The organism is Aquabacterium sp. T101, from assembly GCF_057219775.1.
Genome location: NZ_JBXVVZ010000001.1, coordinates 1,332,056 through 1,350,068 on the forward strand (window position 1 = coordinate 1,332,056; position 18,013 = coordinate 1,350,068).

The 18,013-nt window shown below is 71.8% G+C and carries 19 protein-coding genes; 12 read left to right on the plus strand and 7 right to left on the minus strand.

Annotation, left to right across the window (positions count from 1 at the left end; all coding sequences use genetic code 11):
• Positions 1-2: 2 nt before the first annotated feature.
• The 3 genes from AC2EAQ_RS06330 to AC2EAQ_RS06340 are packed head-to-tail and all read right to left on the minus strand — an operon-like array spanning position 3 to position 3,204.
• Entirely contained in the window at positions 3-1,682 is a 1,680-nt protein-coding gene (locus AC2EAQ_RS06330; RefSeq protein WP_484640979.1) for an FAD-dependent oxidoreductase, read from the minus strand.
• A gap of 19 nt (positions 1,683-1,701) precedes the next feature.
• Complete coding sequence (locus tag AC2EAQ_RS06335) at positions 1,702-2,235, minus strand: VOC family protein (RefSeq protein ID WP_484640980.1); 534 nt, start codon at positions 2,233-2,235, stop codon at positions 1,702-1,704.
• 3 nt (positions 2,236-2,238) lie between these two features.
• Positions 2,239-3,204, minus strand: coding sequence for an MBL fold metallo-hydrolase (locus AC2EAQ_RS06340; RefSeq protein ID WP_484640981.1), 966 nt, complete (start codon positions 3,202-3,204; stop codon positions 2,239-2,241).
• Between the two features lie 66 nt (positions 3,205-3,270).
• Here AC2EAQ_RS06340 and AC2EAQ_RS06345 point away from each other — a divergent pair, with 66 nt between their 5' ends.
• On the plus strand, positions 3,271-4,020 hold the full coding sequence (locus AC2EAQ_RS06345) for an IclR family transcriptional regulator (RefSeq protein WP_484640982.1): 750 nt from the start codon (positions 3,271-3,273) through the stop codon (positions 4,018-4,020).
• Between the two features lie 112 nt (positions 4,021-4,132).
• On the opposite strand, the gene AC2EAQ_RS06350 is transcribed toward AC2EAQ_RS06345, so the two are convergent.
• Genes AC2EAQ_RS06350 through AC2EAQ_RS06360 form a run of 3 tightly spaced genes read right to left on the minus strand, consistent with a single transcriptional unit; the run spans position 4,133 to position 6,416 of the window.
• Positions 4,133-4,939: an ABC transporter substrate-binding protein gene (locus tag AC2EAQ_RS06350; RefSeq protein WP_484641186.1), complete on the minus strand. Its 807-nt coding sequence runs from the start codon at positions 4,937-4,939 to the stop codon at positions 4,133-4,135.
• Positions 4,927-5,679: an ABC transporter ATP-binding protein gene (locus AC2EAQ_RS06355; RefSeq protein WP_484640983.1), complete on the minus strand. Its 753-nt coding sequence runs from the start codon at positions 5,677-5,679 to the stop codon at positions 4,927-4,929. Before AC2EAQ_RS06355 ends, AC2EAQ_RS06350 begins: the two co-directional genes overlap by 13 nt.
• Positions 5,676-6,416: an ABC transporter permease gene (locus AC2EAQ_RS06360; protein WP_484640984.1), complete on the minus strand. Its 741-nt coding sequence runs from the start codon at positions 6,414-6,416 to the stop codon at positions 5,676-5,678. The genes AC2EAQ_RS06355 and AC2EAQ_RS06360 overlap by 4 nt, the downstream gene beginning before the upstream one ends.
• A gap of 100 nt (positions 6,417-6,516) precedes the next feature.
• Here AC2EAQ_RS06360 and AC2EAQ_RS06365 point away from each other — a divergent pair, with 100 nt between their 5' ends.
• The 6 genes from AC2EAQ_RS06365 to AC2EAQ_RS06390 are packed head-to-tail and all read left to right on the plus strand — an operon-like array spanning position 6,517 to position 11,693.
• Positions 6,517-7,119: a carboxymuconolactone decarboxylase family protein gene (locus tag AC2EAQ_RS06365; RefSeq protein ID WP_484640985.1), complete on the plus strand. Its 603-nt coding sequence runs from the start codon at positions 6,517-6,519 to the stop codon at positions 7,117-7,119.
• A 13-nt stretch (positions 7,120-7,132) separates the two neighbouring features.
• Complete coding sequence (locus tag AC2EAQ_RS06370) at positions 7,133-7,690, plus strand: YaeQ family protein (protein WP_484640986.1); 558 nt, start codon at positions 7,133-7,135, stop codon at positions 7,688-7,690.
• Between the two features lie 7 nt (positions 7,691-7,697).
• Positions 7,698-9,827: a prolyl oligopeptidase family serine peptidase gene (locus AC2EAQ_RS06375; RefSeq protein ID WP_484640987.1), complete on the plus strand. Its 2,130-nt coding sequence runs from the start codon at positions 7,698-7,700 to the stop codon at positions 9,825-9,827.
• Positions 9,824-10,105, plus strand: a complete 282-nt coding sequence (locus AC2EAQ_RS06380) for a GNAT family N-acetyltransferase (protein ID WP_484640988.1) — start codon at positions 9,824-9,826, stop codon at positions 10,103-10,105. The genes AC2EAQ_RS06375 and AC2EAQ_RS06380 overlap by 4 nt, the downstream gene beginning before the upstream one ends.
• 44 nt (positions 10,106-10,149) lie before the next feature.
• The gene (locus tag AC2EAQ_RS06385; protein ID WP_484640989.1) at positions 10,150-11,121 is read left to right on the plus strand and encodes a Bug family tripartite tricarboxylate transporter substrate binding protein; all 972 of its coding nucleotides are present in this window, start codon (positions 10,150-10,152) and stop codon (positions 11,119-11,121) included.
• 5 nt (positions 11,122-11,126) lie between these two features.
• Positions 11,127-11,693 (plus strand): DUF924 family protein, encoded by a 567-nt coding sequence (locus AC2EAQ_RS06390; protein WP_484640990.1) that lies wholly within the window; start codon positions 11,127-11,129, stop codon positions 11,691-11,693.
• Positions 11,694-11,726: 33 nt separating this feature from the next.
• Here the strand turns inward: AC2EAQ_RS06390 and AC2EAQ_RS06395 are convergent, their stop codons facing one another.
• Complete coding sequence (locus tag AC2EAQ_RS06395) at positions 11,727-13,436, minus strand: serine/threonine protein kinase (RefSeq protein WP_484640991.1); 1,710 nt, start codon at positions 13,434-13,436, stop codon at positions 11,727-11,729.
• Between the two features lie 233 nt (positions 13,437-13,669).
• Between AC2EAQ_RS06395 and AC2EAQ_RS06400 the strand changes: the two genes are divergently transcribed.
• The 5 genes from AC2EAQ_RS06400 (at position 13,670) to AC2EAQ_RS06420 (ending at position 18,001) form a co-directional block, all read left to right on the plus strand.
• Entirely contained in the window at positions 13,670-14,494 is an 825-nt protein-coding gene (locus AC2EAQ_RS06400; RefSeq protein ID WP_484640992.1) for a flagellin N-terminal helical domain-containing protein, read from the plus strand.
• A 210-nt stretch (positions 14,495-14,704) separates the two neighbouring features.
• Positions 14,705-15,532 carry a flagellin N-terminal helical domain-containing protein gene (locus AC2EAQ_RS06405; protein WP_484640993.1) on the plus strand — a complete coding sequence of 276 codons (828 nt, stop codon included), beginning with the start codon at positions 14,705-14,707 and terminating at the stop codon, positions 15,530-15,532.
• 119 nt (positions 15,533-15,651) lie between these two features.
• Positions 15,652-17,118 (plus strand): flagellar filament capping protein FliD, encoded by a 1,467-nt coding sequence (gene fliD, locus AC2EAQ_RS06410; RefSeq protein ID WP_484640994.1) that lies wholly within the window; start codon positions 15,652-15,654, stop codon positions 17,116-17,118.
• A gap of 116 nt (positions 17,119-17,234) precedes the next feature.
• A complete protein-coding gene (gene fliS / locus AC2EAQ_RS06415; protein ID WP_484640995.1) occupies positions 17,235-17,675 on the plus strand; it encodes a flagellar export chaperone FliS in 441 nt (146 codons plus the stop codon).
• Positions 17,676-17,692: 17 nt separating this feature from the next.
• A complete protein-coding gene (locus AC2EAQ_RS06420) occupies positions 17,693-18,001 on the plus strand; it encodes a flagellar protein FliT (protein ID WP_484640996.1) in 309 nt (102 codons plus the stop codon).
• Positions 18,002-18,013 lie beyond the last annotated feature (12 nt).

The window sequence follows — 18,013 nt, forward strand, 5'->3', positions numbered from 1 at the left end:
GGTCAGCCGGCCAGGCCCTGGGCCCGTGCCAGCGCCACACCGGCGGCGGCGACGTCGAAGCGGCGCCAGCGCGCCGCCACGTGCTGGTCGGGACGGATCAGGTAGCAGGTGCCGGGCCGCGCGTCGCAGCGCCGCGCCGCCAGGCCCTGCACGTCGTGCAGGTGGCCGGCGTCGGGTTCGGCGGCATCCAGCAGGACGATCAGCGCGAGGTCCAGCTCATGAGCTGCGCGCCGCGTGGCGTCGTCGGGGCGGCCGAAGTGCAGCAGCACGAAGCCATTGGCCGCCGCCACCGCGTCGAGCAGCCAGCCCGCACCCTGGGGCCCCTGCACGGGCGCGTCGTCCAGCGGCGCGCCGGGCAGCATCCAGCCGGCGAAGGCCTGCGTGCCGGTGTCCGCGTCGGGCGTGTTCAGCGGCGAGTCGAGCAGCCACGTGGGCACCGACAGGCGCCCGCTGTTGACCAGCGCGCGGCCCGCGGGCACTTCGGCGGCCAGCGACAGCACCGCGTCGCGCAGCACGCGCGCGGCACGGCTCTTGGGCGTCATGAAGTCGGTGCTGCGCGTGCTGTTGAGCAGGTTCTCGTCGGCGGCGGCCACGCGCTCGGTGCTGTAGCTGTCCAGCAGCGATGCCGGCGCGATGCCGTCGACCACCCGCTTGAGCTTCCACATCAGGTTGTCGGTGTCCTGGATGCCCGAGTTGGCACCGCGCGCGCCGAAGGGCGACACCTGGTGCGCGCTGTCGCCGACGAAGAGCACGCGGCCGTGGCGGAAGCGTTCCATGCGGCGGCACTGGAAGGTGTAGACGCTGACCCATTCCAGCTCGAAGCCGATGTGGCCGAAGCCCTGCTGGTCGAGCGCGGCGCGCACGCGGGCAGCCACGCGCTGCGGGTCCTTCTCGGCCTCGGGGTCGGCGTCCCAGCCGAGCTGGAAGTCCAGCCGCCAGACGTTGTCGGCCTGGCGGTGCAGCAGCGCGCTCTCGCCGGCATGGAACTTCGGCGCGAACCAGAAGCGGCGCTCGGTGCGCTCGAGCGGGAACGGCTCGCCGTCGAGCACGATGTCGGCGATGAGGAAGCGGTCCTGGAACACCTTGCCGTCGATGTCCAGGCCCATCTGGCGGCGCACGGTGCTGCGCGTGCCGTCGGCGGCCACCAGCCAGTCGGCGTCCAGCGTGTACGGGCCGTCGGCGGTGTCCACCTGCAGGCGCACGCCGTGATCGCCGGGCTCCACCTGCTGCAGCTTGTGCTGCCAGCGCAGGTCGATCGCGGGCAACTGCTGCGCGCGTTCCACGAGGTACTGCTCTAGGTGGTACTGCTGGAGGTTCACCATGCCGGGCCGGTGGTGGCCGGCCTCGGGCAGCAGGTCGAAGCTGAACACCTCGCGGTCGCCGTGGAAGGTGCGGCCCACGTTCCAGGTGACGCCCTTGTCCACCACGCGCTGGCCCACGCCCAGGCGATCCAGGATCTCCAGCGTGCGCTTGGCGTAGCAGACGCCGCGCGAGCCCACCGACACGGTGTTGTCGTCGTCGATCAGCACCACCGGCAGGCCGCGCTGCGCCGCATCGATGGCCGCGCACAGGCCCACCGGGCCGGCGCCCACCACCACCAGCGGCACGCGCCGCACCGTGGCGGCGCCGCGCTCGGGCGCGGCGCGGTAGGCATAGCGCGGCCAGGTGTAGGTGGCAAGCACGGCGGCGGCCCCGATAGGGTCAGTGGTTCTGCGGGTGCATCCAGGCGGCGTGCTGCGGCGCCTTGCGCGTGCGGCTCCACTCCTCGAGCATGTCCCACTTCACGGCGTCGAGCTTGGCGTTCATCTCGGGCGTGGCGGTGTCGCAGGCCAGTTCCAGCCGGTGGCCGTTGGGATCGAAGAAGTAGATCGACTTGAAGATGGTGTGCTCGGTGGGGCCGACCACGTCGATGCCCGCGGCCTGCAGGCGCGCCTTGGTGGCGAGCAGCTCGTCCAGGCTGCCGACCTTGAACGCGATGTGCTGCACCCATTCCGGCGTGTTCGCGTCGCGGCCCATCGGCGGCGAGTTGGGCAACTCGAAGAACGCGAGCACGTTGCCCTGCCCGGCGTCGAGGAAGACGTGCATGTACGGGTCGGGCGCGCCGGTGGACGGCACGTTGTTCTCGGCGATCGCGAGCACGAAGTCCATGCCGAGATGCTCGCGGTACCACTGCACCGTCTGCTTGGCGTCGCGGCAGCGGTAGGCGACATGGTGGATGCGTTGCAGCAGGGCCATGGCTCAGGTCTCCAGGGCTTTCCACATCTCGACATCGCGCTCGGCGGTCCAGATGCGGGGGTCGCGGTGTTGCGTGGCCTCGTCGTAGGCGCGGGTCACGTCGAAGGGCATGCAGTGGTCGAAGATCACCCAGTGGCCGTACTTCGGCTGGAGGGCGTCGAAGGTGGCGCGGTACACCGCCCTGAGGTCCTTGCCGGCCGCCACGCCGGCCTGCACGTGGGCCCAGACGTCGCTGATGAAGGCCTTGGTGACGTCGAGCCCGCGCTGGACCTGGGCTTCGCCCTGGAGCGCCGGGCCGCGGCCGGGCACCAGGGCACGGGCCTTGAGCGCCGCGATGTTGTCGAGCGTCTTCGGCCAGTCGGAGAAGTAGGCGTCGCCGGCATAGGGCGTGGCGTCGAACTCCACCAGGTCGCCCGACAGCAGGGTCTTCTCGCCGGGCAGCCAGACCACGGTGTCGCCCTTGGTGTGGCCGCGGCCGAGCTGCAGCAGCTGCACCTCGAGCTTGCCCAGCCAGAGCGTGAGCTTGCCGCTGAACACGAGGGTGGGCCAGGTGAGGCCGGCGGGCACGGTCTCGACGTTGCGGAACAGGCGCGGGAAGCGGCCGATCTCGCTGGCCTTGTCCTGCTCGCCGCGCTCGACGATCAGGTCGTAGGTGTCCTGGCTGGCGAGGATCTGCTGCGGCTGGTAGGCCGACGCACCCAGCACGCGCACCGCGTGGTAGTGGGTCAGCACCACGTACTTGATCGGCTTGTCGGTCACCTCGCGGATGCGGCGGATCACGTCGGCGGCCATCGCGGGCGTGGCCTGCGTGTCGGCGACCAGCACCGCGTCGTCGCCGATGACGATGCCGGTGTTGGGGTCGCCCTCGGCGGTGTAGGCCCAGGCGTGCTCGGACAGCTGCTCGAAGGTGACCTTCTTCTCGGCCAGGTCGGCCTGCGAGGCGAAGGCTTTGGTGGGGGTGGCGCTCATGGGGCTGGAGTCTAGCGCCGGAGTTTGTTATTGTCTAACGCATTCAACTAATCGGAAGTACCACCCATGGCGTCGCCGCGCGGCATCCAGAGCATCGAGGTCGGCGGCCGGCTGCTGCAGGCGCTGGCCGGGCGCGGCCTGCCGATGGCGCTGAAGGACCTGGCCCAGGCCGCGGCCATGACGCCGGCCAAGGCGCATCCGTACCTGGTGAGCTTCGCCAAGCTCGGCCTGGTGGAGCAGGACGACGTGACCGGCCGCTACGGCCTGGGCCCGTTCGCGATGCAGCTCGGCCTGATCGGCCTGGCGCAGCAGGACCCGGTGCGCCTGGCCTTCCCGGTGGTGGAGCAGCTGGCGCAGCAGCTCGGCCACACGGTGGCGGTGGCGGTGTGGGGCGAGCACGGCCCGGTGATCGTGCGCGTGGCCGAGGCGCCGAGCCCGATCCATGTGGTGATGCGGCACGGCACCGTGCTGTCGCTCACCGGCACCGCCAGCGGCTGGCTGTTCGCCGCCCACCTCGACGAGCGCACGGTGGCGCCGCTGCGACCGCGCTCGATGCCGCGCGCCGAGTGGGACGCCGAGGTGGCGCAGGTGCGCCAGCGCGGCGTGGCGCGGGCGCTCAACCGCGTGGTCGAGGGCGTCAGCGCGATGGCCGCGCCGGTGTTCGACGTGCGCGGCCGCATCGCGCTGGGCCTGACCGCGATCGGGCCGAGTGCGTCGTTCGACACGCGGTGGGACGGGGGGGTGGCGCAGGCCCTGCGCGGGGCGGCGCGGGGGTTGTCGGCGCGGCTGGGGGCGGTGGTGGAGGAGGCGGCTTGAGCCGTCCGTGTCGCTTTTCGTGGGTATCTGCTACTGCCTCGATGCCGGGTCCCGGCCCGGCATCGAGGCAGTCAGACAGCACACCGCCAAGGCAATCCACGAACTGCCCACCCTAACGCCCCGCGTTCGGAAAGAACAACTGCTCGCCACCGATCTTGTAGGCCGCGATCGACGCCTGCCCCGCCGGCGACACCACCCAGTCGACGAAGGTCTGCGCCAGCGCCGCCTTCACGTGCGGATGCTTCGCCGGGTTCACCGCGATCACGCCGTACTGGTTGAACAGGCGCTGGTCGCCTTCCACCAGCAGCACCAGGTTGCCGCGGTTCCTGAAACTGAGCCAGGTGCCGCGGTCGGTCAGCACATAGGCGTTGCTCGACGCACCGATGTTCAGCGCCGGGCCCATGCCGCAGCCGCAGGCCCGGTAGCCGCGGGGCTTGGCGGCGTCCACGTCCACCGAGGCCATCTTCCAGTAGCGCAACTCGGCGGCATGGGTGCCGCTCTTGTCGCCGCGCGACACGAAGGGCTGGCCGCTGGAGGCGATCCTGCCCAGCGCGGCCACCACGTCCCTGCCGCGTGCGCCCGCCGGGTCGCCCTTGGGCCCGACGATCACGAAGTCGTTGTACATGACCGGCAGGCGCCTCACGCCGAAGCCTTCGGCAACGAACTTCTCCTCGGCCACCTGGTCGTGAACGAACACCACGTCGGCGTCGCCGCGGCGCGCGATGTCGAGCGCCTGGCCCGTGCCCTGCGCGACCACGCGCACGTCGATGCCGCTGGCCGCCTTGAACGCCGGCAGCAGGTGGGAGAACAGCCCCGACTGCTCGGTGCTGGTGGTGGAGGCCACGATGATGAAGCGGTCCTGCGCGTGCGCGGCCAGCGCGGCGCAGAGCGCAAGTGCGATGACGATCAGGCGGACCAGGGCAGCTCTCCCTTGAGGAACGAGGCCGCGGGTTCGGGCAGCGGGGAATCGAAGAACTCCGTGGTCGGGCGGTCCACCACCAGATGGCCGCCTTCCAGGTAGAGCACGCGGCTGGCCAGCCGCTTGGCCTGGCCGAGGTTGTGCGTGCTGAACACCAGCGCCATGCCCTCGGCGCTGAACTCGGCCATCAACTGCTCGACCTCGCGCTTGGCGCCGGGGTCGAGCGCGGCGGTGGGCTCGTCGAGGAACAGCACCTGCGGCCGCACGGCCCAGGCGCGCGCCAGCGCCAGGCGCTGCTGCTGCCCGCCGGACAGCACGCGCGCCGGCCGGTCGCGCTCGGCCGACAGGCCCACGCGCGCGAGCGCGTCGGCGGCGCGCTGCGCGCGCTCGGCCGCCGGCACGCCGGCCAGCCACAGCGCCAGGCGCAGGTTGTTCCACACCGACAGGCGCATCAGGAACGGACGCTGGAACACCATCGCCTGACGCAGGTCGCCGGCCACGAAGCGGCGACCCTCGTGCGGCAGACGCCCGTGCAGCACGCGCAGCAGCGTGGTCTTGCCGCTGCCGTTGGCGCCCACCAGCGCCACGCGCTCGCCGGCATGCAGGGAGAAGTCCACGCCCTGCAACGCCACGGTGGCGCCGAAGCGCACGGCCACGCCCTGCAGCGCGATCAGGGTGGCGCCGCCCGGCGCGACACCGCGCGTTGCCTTCGCCGGGGACACCGAAGCGGCCGCGTTCACGACGCGGCCCCCGCGGCCAGCGCGGCCGTGCCGCGGTCCTGCGCGCCCTGGCGGCGCTGCAGCAGGCCGATCGCGGCATTGAGCGTGCCCACCACACCCAGCAGCACGATGCCCAGGCCCAGGGCCAGCGGCAGGTCGCCCTTGCTGGTCTCCAGCGCGATGGCGGTGGTCATCACGCGCGTGACGCCCTCGATGTTGCCGCCGACGATCATCACCGCGCCCACCTCGCTGACGGCGCGGCCGAACGCGGTGAGCAGGATGGTGACCAGCGCGATGCGCTCGTGCACCAGCAGCAGCAGCGCGGCCACGAAAGGTGGCGCGCCCATGGAGCGCAGCTGCTCGCCGTTGCCGTGCCACGCGTCGGCGACAAGCTGGCGCGTCAGCGCCGCCACCAGCGGCAGCACCAGCACCGTCTGCGCCACCACCATCGCCGTGGGCGTGAACAGGATGCCCAGCGAGCCCAGCGGCCCGGCGCGCGACAGCAGCAGGTACACCACCAGGCCCACCACCACCGACGGCAGCGCCAGCAGCGTGTTCAGGGCCGCCACCAGGGCGGCATGGCCGGGAAAGCGCGCCACCGCGAGCCAGGCTCCGGCGGCCAAGCCGAAGCCGGCCGCCAGCAGGCAGGCCGTGCCGCTGACGCCGAGCGACAGCGCCACCACCTGCGCCAACCGCGCATCGAACTCCACCACCAGCGCCCACGCCGTGCGCAGCGCCGCCGCAAAACCGTCGTTCATCTGGGGCGCGATTCTGGTCAGGCCGGCGCCGGGGCGCGATATGTTCGCGCCGACATAGGGCCAACCCACCCCCTCGGCACGTGTGGCACAGTGCGCCGCCATGCCGCTCGTTGCCCCCCTGCCCGCCGACCACGACCCCGCCGTGGCCGAACTGGCGCGCTTCTTCGAAGGCACGCTGGGATTCGCGCCGAACAGCGTGCTCACGATGATGCGGCGCCCTGCGCTGGCGCGGGCGTTCACCGAGCTGAACCGTGCGGTGATGACCAACGACGGGCGCGTCACGAGCGAGCTCAAGCGGCTGATCGGCCATGTGGCCAGCCGCGTGGCCGGCTGCCGCTACTGCGAGGCGCACACGATGCGCGCCGCGGCGCGCTTCGGCCAGGCCGAAGGCGCCGACGCACGCCGGCTCGACGCGGTGTGGCAGTTCCGCGAGAGTGCGCTGTTCACGCCGGCCGAGCGGGCGGCGCTGGAGTTCGCCGCCGCGGCGGCCAGCGTGCCCGGTGCGGTGGACGCCGAGATCGCCGCCGCGCTGCGCGCCCACTGGGACGATGGCGAGATCGTCGAGATCACCGGCGTGGTGGCGCTGTTCGGCTTCCTCAACCGCTGGAACGACGCGATGGCCACCGAACTGGAAGCGCACGCCGCCGCCGACGGCCGGCGCTGGCTGGCGGCGCGGGGCTGGCAGCCCGGCAAGCACGGGTAAGGCGCGCAACGGCATGGCCCTCAAGTCCACCATCTACAAGGTCCAGCTGTCGGTGTCCGACATGGACCGTGGCGTCTATGGCGAGCACGCGCTGACGCTGGCGCTGCACCCGAGCGAGACCGAGGAGCGCCTGATGGTGCGCCTGCTCGCCTTCGCGCTGTACGCACCCAAGGACAACGAACACGGCGAACTGGTGTTCGCGCGCGGCCTGTCCGACACCGACGAGCCCGACCTGTGGCGGCACGACCTGTCGGGCCAGCTGGTGGACTGGATCGAGGTCGGCCATCCCGACGAGCGCCGCATGCAGCGCGCCGCGTCGCGCGCCGACCGCGCCGTCTTCATCGCCTACGCCGCCAGCACCCCGGTGTGGTGGGCCGGCGTGAAGAACAAGCTCAACCGCACCGAGAAACTCGCGGTGTGGCAGCTGCCCGCCGCGCAGAGCCAGGCCCTGGCGGCACTGGCACAGCGCTCGATGCAGCTGCAGGTGAGCGTGCAGGACGGCACCGTGTGGTGCAGCGCCGGCGACGCCACCCTCGAACTGACCCTGGAGCCCCTGCTCGAACCCCGTTGACCCGAAGATGGTGAAGCGACTGATCGCCCTGGCCCTGATGACCTCAGCCACCCTCGCCCCCGCCCAGACCCCGCCGCCGCCGGACGACGACCCCTACCTGTGGCTGGAGGAGGTGCAGGGCGAGCGGGCGCTGGCCTGGGTGCGCGAGCGCAATCGCGAGACCCGCGCGGTGCTCGAGAAGCATCCCCGGTTCGAGGCCATGCGCTCGCGCATCCTGGAGATCCTCGACTCGCGCGACCGCATCCCCGCCATCCACCGTGTGGGCGCGCACGTCTACAACCTGTGGCAGGACGCGGCCAACCCGCGCGGCCTGTGGCGCCGCACCACGCTGGACGACTACCGCCAGGCGCAGCCGACCTGGGAGACGGTGCTCGACCTCGACGCCCTGGGCCAGGCCGAGAAGGAAAGCTGGGTCTGGGGCGGCGCCACCTGCCTGGGCCCACGCTACGAACGCTGCATCGTGTCGCTGTCGCGCGGTGGCGCCGACGCCAAGGTGCTGCGCGAGTTCGACCTGCGCACGAAGCGCTTCGTGCCGGCCGCGGCCGGCGGCTTCGAGCTGCCCGAGGCCAAGTCGTCGATCGACTGGGTGGACGCCGACACGCTACTCGTGGCCACCGACTTCGGGCCGGGCGCGATGACCGACTCGGGCTACCCGCGCATCATCAAGCGCTGGAAGCGCGGCACGCCGCTGGCGGCCGCGTCCACCGTGTTCGAGGCCGAGAAGGCCGACGTCGGCGCCTTCGCGCTGGTGGACCGCACGCCCGGCCACCCGCGCACCGTGATCGGCCGCTACCTGGATTTCTACCGCTCCAAGCAGTGGCTGCTCGAGGACGGGCGACTGGTGCCGCTGGACGTGCCCGACGACGCGGACACGGCGTTCTGGCGATCGCGGCTGCTGATCCAGCTCAAGAGCGACTGGACCACGGGGGGCCGCACCCATGCGCGCGGCAGCCTGCTCGTCACCGACGCCAAGGCGTTCATGGCCGGCGAGCGGCGCTTCGACACGCTGTTCACGCCCACGCCGACGCGGTCGCTGGAGGGCTTCGTCACCACCCACCGCCACGTGCTGCTGTCGGTGCTGGACAACGTGGCCGGCCGCGTGGAAGAGTGGCGCGCCCCGGCGCGCGCCGGCGGCGCCTGGGTGCGGCGCGAGGTGGCGGCGCCCTTCCCCGGCACGCTGGGCATCGCCGCGCTGCACGACCCGCTGCTGGGCTCGCGCGACCCGCTGGCCGAGCGCTATCTGCTGACCTATACCGACTTCCTGACGCCCGACTCGCTGTCGCTGGCGCGCACCGGCAGCGACGCGCGCGAGCTTCTCAAGGCGCGGCCGCGCTTCTTCGACAGCGAAGGCATGCGCGTCGAGCAGCGCTTCGCCACGTCGAAGGACGGCACGCGCGTGCCCTACTTCGTGGTGTGGCCGCGCGGCGCCCGCGCCGACGGCAGCAACCCCACGCTGCTGTACGGCTACGGCGGCTTCGAGGTGTCGATGAAGCCGTGGTATTCCGGCGCCTTCGGCAGCGCCTGGTACGGCCAGGGCGGCGTGCTGGTGGTGGCCAACATCCGCGGCGGCGGCGAGTACGGCCCGGCCTGGCATCAGGCCGCCGTCAAGGCCACGCGACAGAACAGCCACGACGACTTTGCCGCCGTCGCCGAGGACCTGATCGCCGCGAAGATCACCAGCCCGCGCCACCTCGGCATCGAGGGCGGCAGCGGCGGCGGCCTGCTCGTGGGTGCAGTCATGCTGCAACGGCCCGAGCTGTTCAACGCCGTGGTCAGCCAGGTGCCGCTGCTGGACATGCGGCGCTATCACAAGCTGCTGGCGGGCGCGAGCTGGATGGCCGAGTACGGCGACCCCGACAAGCCCGAGGAATGGGCCTGGATCTCGAAGTACAGCCCCTACCAGAACGTGCGCCGCGACATGAAGCTGCCGCGCGTGCTGTTCACCACCAGCACGCGCGATGACCGGGTGCACCCCGGCCACGCCCGCAAGATGGCCGCCCGAATGGCCGAGCAGGGCCACGCGCCGCTGTACTACGAGAACATCGAGGGTGGCCACGGCGCGGCCGCCGACAACCCGCAGCGCGCCGACATGCTGGCGCTGGAGTTCGCGTTCCTGTGGCAGCAGCTCGGCCGATGACGGTGTTCGACGTTCGCCACGACCGCGAGGGCACGCGCTTCGTCGCCACCGTCGAAGGCCAGGACTGCGTGGCGCTGTACCGGGTGTACGGCAAGGTGATGATGCTCACCCACACCGGCGTGCCCAAGTCGCTGCGTGGCCGCGGCATCGCCGCGGTGCTGGTGCGCGCCGCGCTCGACCATGCCCGCGAGCGCGGGCTCAAGGTGCGCCCGGACTGCAGCTACGCCGAGGACTACATGCGCAGGCATCCCGAGACGCTCGACCTGCTGCAGGACTGAACCGCGACCCCATCCCACGAGAATCCATGACGGAGGAGACACCGATGCACACCCTGACCCGACGCCTGGCCACCGCCGCCCTGTGCGCGCTGCCTCTGGCCGCCGCCGCCCAGGCCCCACAGACCGGCAGGCCGCTGAAGATCATCATCGGCTTTCCCGCCGGCGGCCCGCTCGACGCCCACGCGCGGCTGCTGGCCGAGCGGCTCGGGCAGGCGCTGGGCCAGCCGGTGATCATCGACTACAAGGCCGGCGCCGGCGGCACCGTGGGCGCCGAGTTCGTCGCCAAGAGCGACCCCGACGGCACCACGCTGCTCATGGCCAACACCGGCACGATGGTGATCAACCCCGCCATCTACACCCGGCTGCCCTATCAGACGCTGAAGGACTTCGTGCCGATCGCGCGAACCGCGCAGCAACCGCTGGCCTTCGTGGTGCATCCGGACGTCAAGGCGCGCACCATCGGCGAGCTGGTGGCGCTGGCCAAGGCCCAGCCGGGGCGCCTGAACTACGGTTCGGCGGGCAACGGCGGCATCAGCCATCTGGTGCCGGAGATGTTCAAGCAGGCCACCGGCACCTTCATCGTCCACATCCCCTATCGCGGCAGCGCGCCGGCCTTCACCGACCTGATGGCCGGCCAGGTGCAGGTGATGGCCGAGTCGATCCCCCAGGCGGCGCAGTACGTCAAGGCGGGCAAGATCCGCGCATTGGCCGTCACCAGCCGCGAGCGCAACCCGGCCCTGCCCGACACGCCCACGCTGATCGAGTCGGGGCTGCGCGGCTTCGAGGTCGTGGGCTTCTATGGCGTGCTGGCCCCCGCAGGCACGCCGCGGCCGTTGGTGGACCGGCTGTCCAATGCCTTCCGCAGCGTGCTGGAGTCGGCCGACATCCGCAGCCGCATGGTGGCGCAGGGCGCCGACCCGGCCTTCCTCGGCAGCGACGAGTTCGCCCGCTTCCTGGCCGCCGAGATGCCGCGCTGGGCCAAGGCGGTCAAGGACTCGGGCGCCAAGCTCGACTGAGCCCCATGTCGCCCACCGCCCGCGACGTGCTGGACTTCTGGTTCGGCGACACCGACGAACCCCGCGAGGCCTGGTTCCGCAAGGACCCCGCCTTCGACGGCGCGATCCGCGACCGCTTCGGCGCGTTGATCGACGCCGCGCTGGCCGGCACGATCGACGGCTGGGCTGCGTCGCCCGACGGCGCGCTGGCGCGGCTGGTGGTGCTGGACCAGTTCACCCGCAATGTGTATCGCGGCACGGCACGCGCGTTCGCCGGCGACGCGCAGGCGCTGGCCGGCGCCCGCGCGATGGTGGCGCACGGCGACGACCTGCACCTGCCGCCGTTGCGCCGGGTGTTCGCCTATCTGCCCTTCGAGCACGCGGAGGACATGGCGATGCAGCACGAGTCGGTGCGCCTGTTCGAAGCCCTCGCCGCCCTGCGGCCTTCGCTGGCCGGCTATGCCGACTACGCGCGGCGCCATGCCGAGGTGATCGAGCGCTTCGGCCGCTTCCCGCACCGCAATGCCGCCCTCGGACGCCCATCGACCGACGAAGAGACCGCCTGGCTGGCGCTGCCCGGATCGGGCTTCTGACGATCGCGGCGCCGCGCGGCGCCGGTGCGGGCCTCAGCGCTGGTGCTGAAGCGCGGCTTCTTCCTGCTCGCGCATCTTCACGCACTCGGGATGGTTGCGCAGCGCGGGCGCCTCGCACTCGCGCTTCATGCACACCAGCAGCGACAGCAGCATGCGGTCGCCGCACCGGGCGCGTGGGCCCTGCGCGTCGACTGCGGCCGTGGCGGGCGCACCGGCCGTCGTGGGGGCGCGGCCGGTCGGGGCCGGCAGGTCGGCCGAGCGCATCGGTGGCACGGTGGCCACGGCCGGCAGCGTCGGGGACACCCCGGCGGCCGCGCTGCCGTCGGGCGCTGTCGCACCCGCGGGGCGGGGCGGCCGCGCCGGCAGCACCGACAGGATCGTTTCGGCGGGTTCCGCGGCACGGGCCGCGGCGGACGCCGCCGGGGCGGCGGCAGGCGCGGTCGCGGCCCCCGCGGAGGCCGGTGCGGCCGCGCCGGCCACTCCGCCGGTTCCGGTCGCCGCGACCGCCGGCGTGGCCGGGGCCGGGTCGCCTGGGCGGGTGAACCACCACCAGGCCAGGATGTTCAGCACCACCAGCACCGCCAGCACCGGCAGCAGCGAACGCTGCGCCGGCGCCGCGGCCGGCGCCGGGTTCAACGCGGCGGGCGTGGGCAGGGCGGCCGGCGCCGTGGGCATCAGCACCGTGCGGGCATCGCTGGGCGGCGGTTGCGTCCGGCCCTCGTGTGCCGACGGCCCGCCGAGATCGCCCGGCCCGGTGGGGATGTCCACGCCGTCGCGCGCCGCGATGCCGGGCACGGTGCGATCGGCCGCCAGGCGAACGGGAATGCTCATGCGCCCGTCGAGCACGTCGCGCAGCATGTGCACGCTCTGCGGCCGCTCGGCCGGCTTGAGCGCGAGCATCCAGTCCACCGCGGCCAGGAAGCCGTGGGTGCAGTCGGCGGGCCGCAGGTCCGTCAGGCGCGGCTGGTCGTCGTGCAGCGCGCGCGACGCCGCCGGCACCGGTTCGCGGCCGGTGATCAGGAAGTAGATCGTGCCGCCCAGCGCGTAGAGATCGGTCCAGGGACCCTGGCGCATCGCGCTCTGGTCGGCGTACTGCTCCAGCGGCGCGAAGTGCGGCTTCATGATCGACGTGAGCGCCTTGTTGCCCTCGCCGATCACCCGGCGCGCAGCGCCGAAGTCCAGCAGCACCGGCAGGCCGTCGTCGCCGAGCAGGATGTTGTCCGGCGCGATGTCGCGATGGAACACGCCTTCCTTGTGCAGCACTTCCAGCGCCGACAGCAGCGCGTCGAGCACGCGGCGGCAGGCCGCCTCGTTGGGCGGCACCACCATGCCGGCCCGCACCTGGCGCAGCGTGCGGCCGACGTAGCGCGGCATCACCATGTAGGCGGTGCCGTTGTCCTCCCAGAAGCGGTACACCTTGACCAGCGACGGGTGGTCGAAGCGCGCCAGCATGCGCGCCTCGTTGACGAAGGACTTCAGACCCAGCGCGAAGGTCTCGGCCATGCCCTGCGAGCGCACGGACACCGCGAGGCCCTCGCCGCGACCGGCCAGCGTGCCGGGCATGTACTCCTTGAGCGCGACCTCGCGCTCAAGGGCGTGGTCCCAGGCCAGGTAGACGATGCCGAAGCCGCCGCTGCCCAGCACGCCACGCACCTCGAACTCACCCACGCGCGTGCCCACCGGCAGCGTCGGCGCGTCTTCGCCCCCGGGCGTGACGCCCGGCGGCAGCGATGAGGAGGGCACGGCCTCGGTCATCCAGCCAGCTTATCAGGGGCTGCCCCCGTGGCAGCGTGCGCACGGCGCGCCGGGGCCGACCAGGGGGCGCGCACTAGTTCTCGAAATCGCCGGCTCAAGTTCCGCCAGGGCCTGACCGAAAACGGCCCTACGGCCCCAGCCACTTCGCAGACGGGGACGAGTCCCGACCGGCCCACCGGCCGGATCAGGAGTGCAACACCGTTCACAGGAGTGCCAACACCATGCCCATGACCATCAACACCAACGTCGTTTCGCTGAATGCGCAACGCAACCTGACCACGTCGCAGAACTCGCTGGCGACGTCGATGCAGCGCCTGTCCTCGGGCCTGCGCGTCAACAGCGCCAAGGACGATGCCGCCGGCCTGGCGATCGCCGAGCGCATGAACGCCCAGACCCGCGGCATGAACGTCGCGATCCGCAACGGCAACGACGCGATCTCGCTGTCGCAGACGGCCGAAGGCGCGCTCGGCAAGGTTGGCGACATGCTGCAGCGCATGCGCGAACTGGCTGTGCAGGCCGCCAACGCCACCAACGGCACCGGCGACCGCGCCAACCTGAACGCGGAGTACCAGCAGCTCGGCGCGGAAATCGGTCGCACGCTGTCCAACACCCGCTTCAACGGCATCGCAATCCTGGCCGGCGGCGCCGGCGCGCAGGCCTTCCAGGTCGGCGCCAACAGCGGCGAGACGGTCACCGTGACGACGACCAACATGTCCACCAACACGGACATCACGGCCGTCACCGGCGGCGGCCTCACCACGGCGGCCACCGCGGGCACGGCGATGACCAACATCGACACCGCGCTGAACACGCTCAACACCGAGCGTGCCCTGTACGGTGCGGTGCAGAACCGCTTCGAGGCGATCATCAGCGTGCTGCAGGTGTCGGCCGAGAACCAGGCCGCTGCCGCGGGCCGCATCGTCGACGCCGACTTCGCGGCGGAGACGGCCAACCTGTCGCGGGCCCAGATCCTGCAGCAGGCCGGCTCGGCGATGGTGGCCCAGGCCAACCAGCTGCCCCAGTCGGTGCTGGCCCTGCTGCGCTGACGCGCGCCACCGGGACCCGCGGGTCCCGGCGATCCTCCCAAGCGCCCGCCTTTCGCGGGCGCTTGTTCTTTTCTGGGGCGGCAAACGGGTTCATTTCCATCGATCACGCCGTCGCGGCGTTTTCCAGAATGGGCACAAGCGTTCAACCCTGATCGGTGAGCGCGGGACCGGCACTCAGGCCGGAAGTCATCGATCCGTAGGAGTTGCTCCATGCCCCAGACCATCAACACGAACATTTCGTCGCTGAACGCCCAGCGCAACCTCAACACGTCGCAGACCTCGCTGGCGACGTCGATGCAGCGCCTGTCCTCGGGCCTGCGCGTCAACAGCGCCAAGGACGACGCGGCCGGCCTGGCGATCGCCGAGCGCATGAACACGCAGGTGCGCGGCATGAACGTCGCCATCCGCAATGCCAACGACGCGATCTCGCTGGCGCAGACCGCCGAAGGCGCGCTCGGCAAGCTCGGCGACATGATGCAGCGCATGCGCGAACTGGCGGTGCAGGCCGCCAACGCCACCAACGGCACCGGCGACCGCGCCAACCTGAACGCCGAGTACCAGCAGCTGGCCTCGGAAGTGACGCGCACCATCAGCTCGACCCGCTTCAACGGCATCGCCATCCTGGCCGGCGGCGCCGGCGCGCAGGCCTTCCAGGTCGGCGCCAACAGCGGCGAGACGGTCACCGTGACCACCACCGACATGTCGGGCAACGCCTCGATCACCGCGGTGACCGGCGGCGGCCTGACCACGGCGGCGCTGGCCGGCACGGCCATGACCAACATCGACGCCGCGCTCGACACGCTCAACACCGAGCGCGCGCTGTACGGCGCGGCGCAGAACCGCTTCGAGGCCGTGATCACCAACCTGCAGGTGGCCGCCGAGAACCAGGCGGCCGCCCGCGGCCGCATCATGGACGCCGACTTCGCGGCCGAGACGGCCAACCTGTCGCGCGCCCAGATCCTGCAGCAGGCCGGCTCGGCGATGGTGGCCCAGGCCAACCAGCTGCCGCAGCAGGTGCTGCAGCTGCTGCAGCGCTGAAGCGCCCCACCCCGGCCCGCGGCGCGCAATCCATCACGCGCCGCGCGGTTTCGGCAGCGCCGGCCTCAAGAAAGCCCCGGCGCTGCCGAAACCGCCGACGTACGACGGGAAAACCTGACATGGCTTCCATCTCATCGGCCGGTATCGGCAGCGGCCTCGACGTCAACAGCATCATCACGCAGTTGATGGCCATCGAGCGCCAGCCCCTGAAGGCCCTCGAGAAGCAGGAGACCGAGCTCAACTCCGAGCTGTCGAGCTTCGGCCGGCTGCAGGGCATGCTGTCCAGCCTGCGCGACAAGTCGGGCGCGATGAACTCGCTGACGCTGTGGAACCGGCGTGCGGGCACCTCCGCCGACGACCGCGCAGTGCAGGTCACCACCGCCGCCGGTGCCGCCGCCGGCAGCTATGCGGTCGAGGTGAGCCAGCTCGCGTCGGCGCAGACCCTGTCCAGCCGCGCCTTCACCGCGGCCGACACCGCCGGCCAGTTCGCGGGCGGCACGCTGACCATCGAGCTCGGCGAATGGACCGGCACCCCGACCAGCGGCTTCGCGCCCAAGGTCGGCGCCACGCCGGTGACGATCACCTTCGACCCCGCCGACGACACGCTGGCCGAGGTGCGCGACCGCATCAACGGCGCCGGTGCCGGCGTCACCGCGACGATCATCAACGACGCCAGCGGCGCGCGGCTGGCGCTGCGATCCACCGCCACCGGCGCCGAGAACGGCTTCCGCATCACGGCCACCGAGACCACCGACGACGGCGTGGCCACCAACGGCCTGTCGGCGCTGGCCTACAACGCGCTGGCCGCCAGCCCCATGACGCTCAACCAGAGCGCGGCCGATGCGCTGGCCACCATCAACGGCATCGATGTCGAGTCGACGAGCAACACGCTGACCAACGTGTCCGACGGCGTGACGCTGCGCCTGATGGCCGAGACGGCGGGCCCGGTGGAAGTGGTCGTGGCCACCGACACCGCGGCGGTGAAGACGGCGGTGGAGGACTTCGTCAAGTCCTTCAACGAGCTGGCGACCTTCATCCGCGAGCAGACCAAGTACGACGAGGCGAGCAAAAAGGCCGGCGCGATGCAGGGCGACAGCCTGGTCGTGGGCCTGCAGCGTCAGATGCGCAACGTGATCAACGAGGCCACCACGGCGTCGACCGCCTTCACCCGGCTGGCCGACGTGGGCATCACGATGGGCGCCGACGGCACGCTGTCGATCAACGCCAGCTCGCTCGACAACGGCATCGCCAACATCGAGCAGTTCCGCAACCTGATGCAGGGCGACGGTGCCACCACCGCCGACAAGGGGTTCATGCGGCGCTTCAAGGAGATGGGCGATCTGCTGCTGGCCGCTGACGGTTCCTTCGAGGGCCGCACGGACAGCCTGCAAGCCCGGATCGACCGCATCGACGACCGGCAGGAGCAGATGGAAGCCCGGCTGGCCGCCACCGAGAAGCGGCTGCGTGCCCAGTACGAGGCCCTGGACCGCAACATGGGCCAGCTGTCGGGCCTGTCGAGCTACATGTCGCAGCAGCTGCAGGCACTGAACAACTTCTACACCGCGCGCAGCGCCGGCGGGGGCTGAGCGGCAGGCGTTGCGCCGAGGAGCCCTGGAGCCAGGGCCCAGTTTGACCCTCAAGGGTCACTCGCGGCGGACGATAACCCTGGCAAGCCCAGACAAGACCACCGCACCGCAGCCGCATGTACGCACACCCCCTCGCCTCCCCCGCCTTCGGCCGGTCCGGCGTGCCCCACGCCCGCATGTACCAGAACGTCGGTGTCGAGACCGGCGTCGTGGACGCCTCGCCGCACAAGCTGGTGGCCCTGCTGTTCGACGGCTTCTTCGAGGCCCTCGGCCGTGCCCGGGCCGCCCTGGCCGCCGGCGACACCGAAGCCAAGGGCCGCGAGATCGGCCGCGCCGCGCGCATCGTGGAGGAAGGCCTCAAGGCCGGCCTCGACCTGCAGGCCGGTGGCGCGCTGGCGTCCGACCTGGCGGCGCTGTACGCCTACATCGGCCTTCGTCTGACCCAGGCCAACCTGAAGAACGACACCGGCATGCTCGACGAGTGCCAGCGCCTGATGCAGCCGCTGCGCGACGCCTGGCAGTCGATCGCCCCTCAAGCCAACGGCCCCCGCGGCTGACCCCGGAGAGCCTGCGCATGAGCGCCCTCGACAGCAACCTGCTGAGCTACTACGAAGCGCTGGAACGCGCCAGCAACGACATGCTCGCGGCGGCCCGCGCGGCCGACTGGGACCAGGTCGTCAAGCTGGAAGGCGCCTGCGTGCTGCTGATCGCCCAGCTCAAGCACGCCGCCACCGAGAAGCCGCTGGCCAGCGAAGAGTCCAAGGCCAAGAGCCGCATCATGCAGCGCATCCTCGTCAACGACGCGGAGATCCGGCAGCTGGCCGAACCGTGGCTCGAAGAACTGGACCAGATGGTCTCGGGCCGGCCGCGCACCCTGCACTGACCGGAGGCACCC

Coding starts and splice junctions, on each gene's coding strand:
- AC2EAQ_RS06335 (WP_484640980.1), bottom strand. CDS start 2,235: ATGGCCCTGCTGCAACGCATCCACCATGTCGCCTACCGCTGCCGCGAC.
- AC2EAQ_RS06340 (WP_484640981.1), bottom strand. CDS start 3,204: ATGAGCGCCACCCCCACCAAAGCCTTCGCCTCGCAGGCCGACCTGGCC.
- AC2EAQ_RS06345 (WP_484640982.1), top strand. CDS start 3,271: ATGGCGTCGCCGCGCGGCATCCAGAGCATCGAGGTCGGCGGCCGGCTG.
- AC2EAQ_RS06360 (WP_484640984.1), bottom strand. CDS start 6,416: ATGAACGACGGTTTTGCGGCGGCGCTGCGCACGGCGTGGGCGCTGGTG.
- AC2EAQ_RS06365 (WP_484640985.1), top strand. CDS start 6,517: ATGCCGCTCGTTGCCCCCCTGCCCGCCGACCACGACCCCGCCGTGGCC.
- AC2EAQ_RS06370 (WP_484640986.1), top strand. CDS start 7,133: ATGGCCCTCAAGTCCACCATCTACAAGGTCCAGCTGTCGGTGTCCGAC.
- AC2EAQ_RS06375 (WP_484640987.1), top strand. CDS start 7,698: ATGGTGAAGCGACTGATCGCCCTGGCCCTGATGACCTCAGCCACCCTC.
- AC2EAQ_RS06380 (WP_484640988.1), top strand. CDS start 9,824: ATGACGGTGTTCGACGTTCGCCACGACCGCGAGGGCACGCGCTTCGTC.
- AC2EAQ_RS06385 (WP_484640989.1), top strand. CDS start 10,150: ATGCACACCCTGACCCGACGCCTGGCCACCGCCGCCCTGTGCGCGCTG.
- AC2EAQ_RS06390 (WP_484640990.1), top strand. CDS start 11,127: ATGTCGCCCACCGCCCGCGACGTGCTGGACTTCTGGTTCGGCGACACC.
- AC2EAQ_RS06400 (WP_484640992.1), top strand. CDS start 13,670: ATGCCCATGACCATCAACACCAACGTCGTTTCGCTGAATGCGCAACGC.
- AC2EAQ_RS06405 (WP_484640993.1), top strand. CDS start 14,705: ATGCCCCAGACCATCAACACGAACATTTCGTCGCTGAACGCCCAGCGC.
- fliD (WP_484640994.1), top strand. CDS start 15,652: ATGGCTTCCATCTCATCGGCCGGTATCGGCAGCGGCCTCGACGTCAAC.
- fliS (WP_484640995.1), top strand. CDS start 17,235: ATGTACGCACACCCCCTCGCCTCCCCCGCCTTCGGCCGGTCCGGCGTG.
- AC2EAQ_RS06420 (WP_484640996.1), top strand. CDS start 17,693: ATGAGCGCCCTCGACAGCAACCTGCTGAGCTACTACGAAGCGCTGGAA.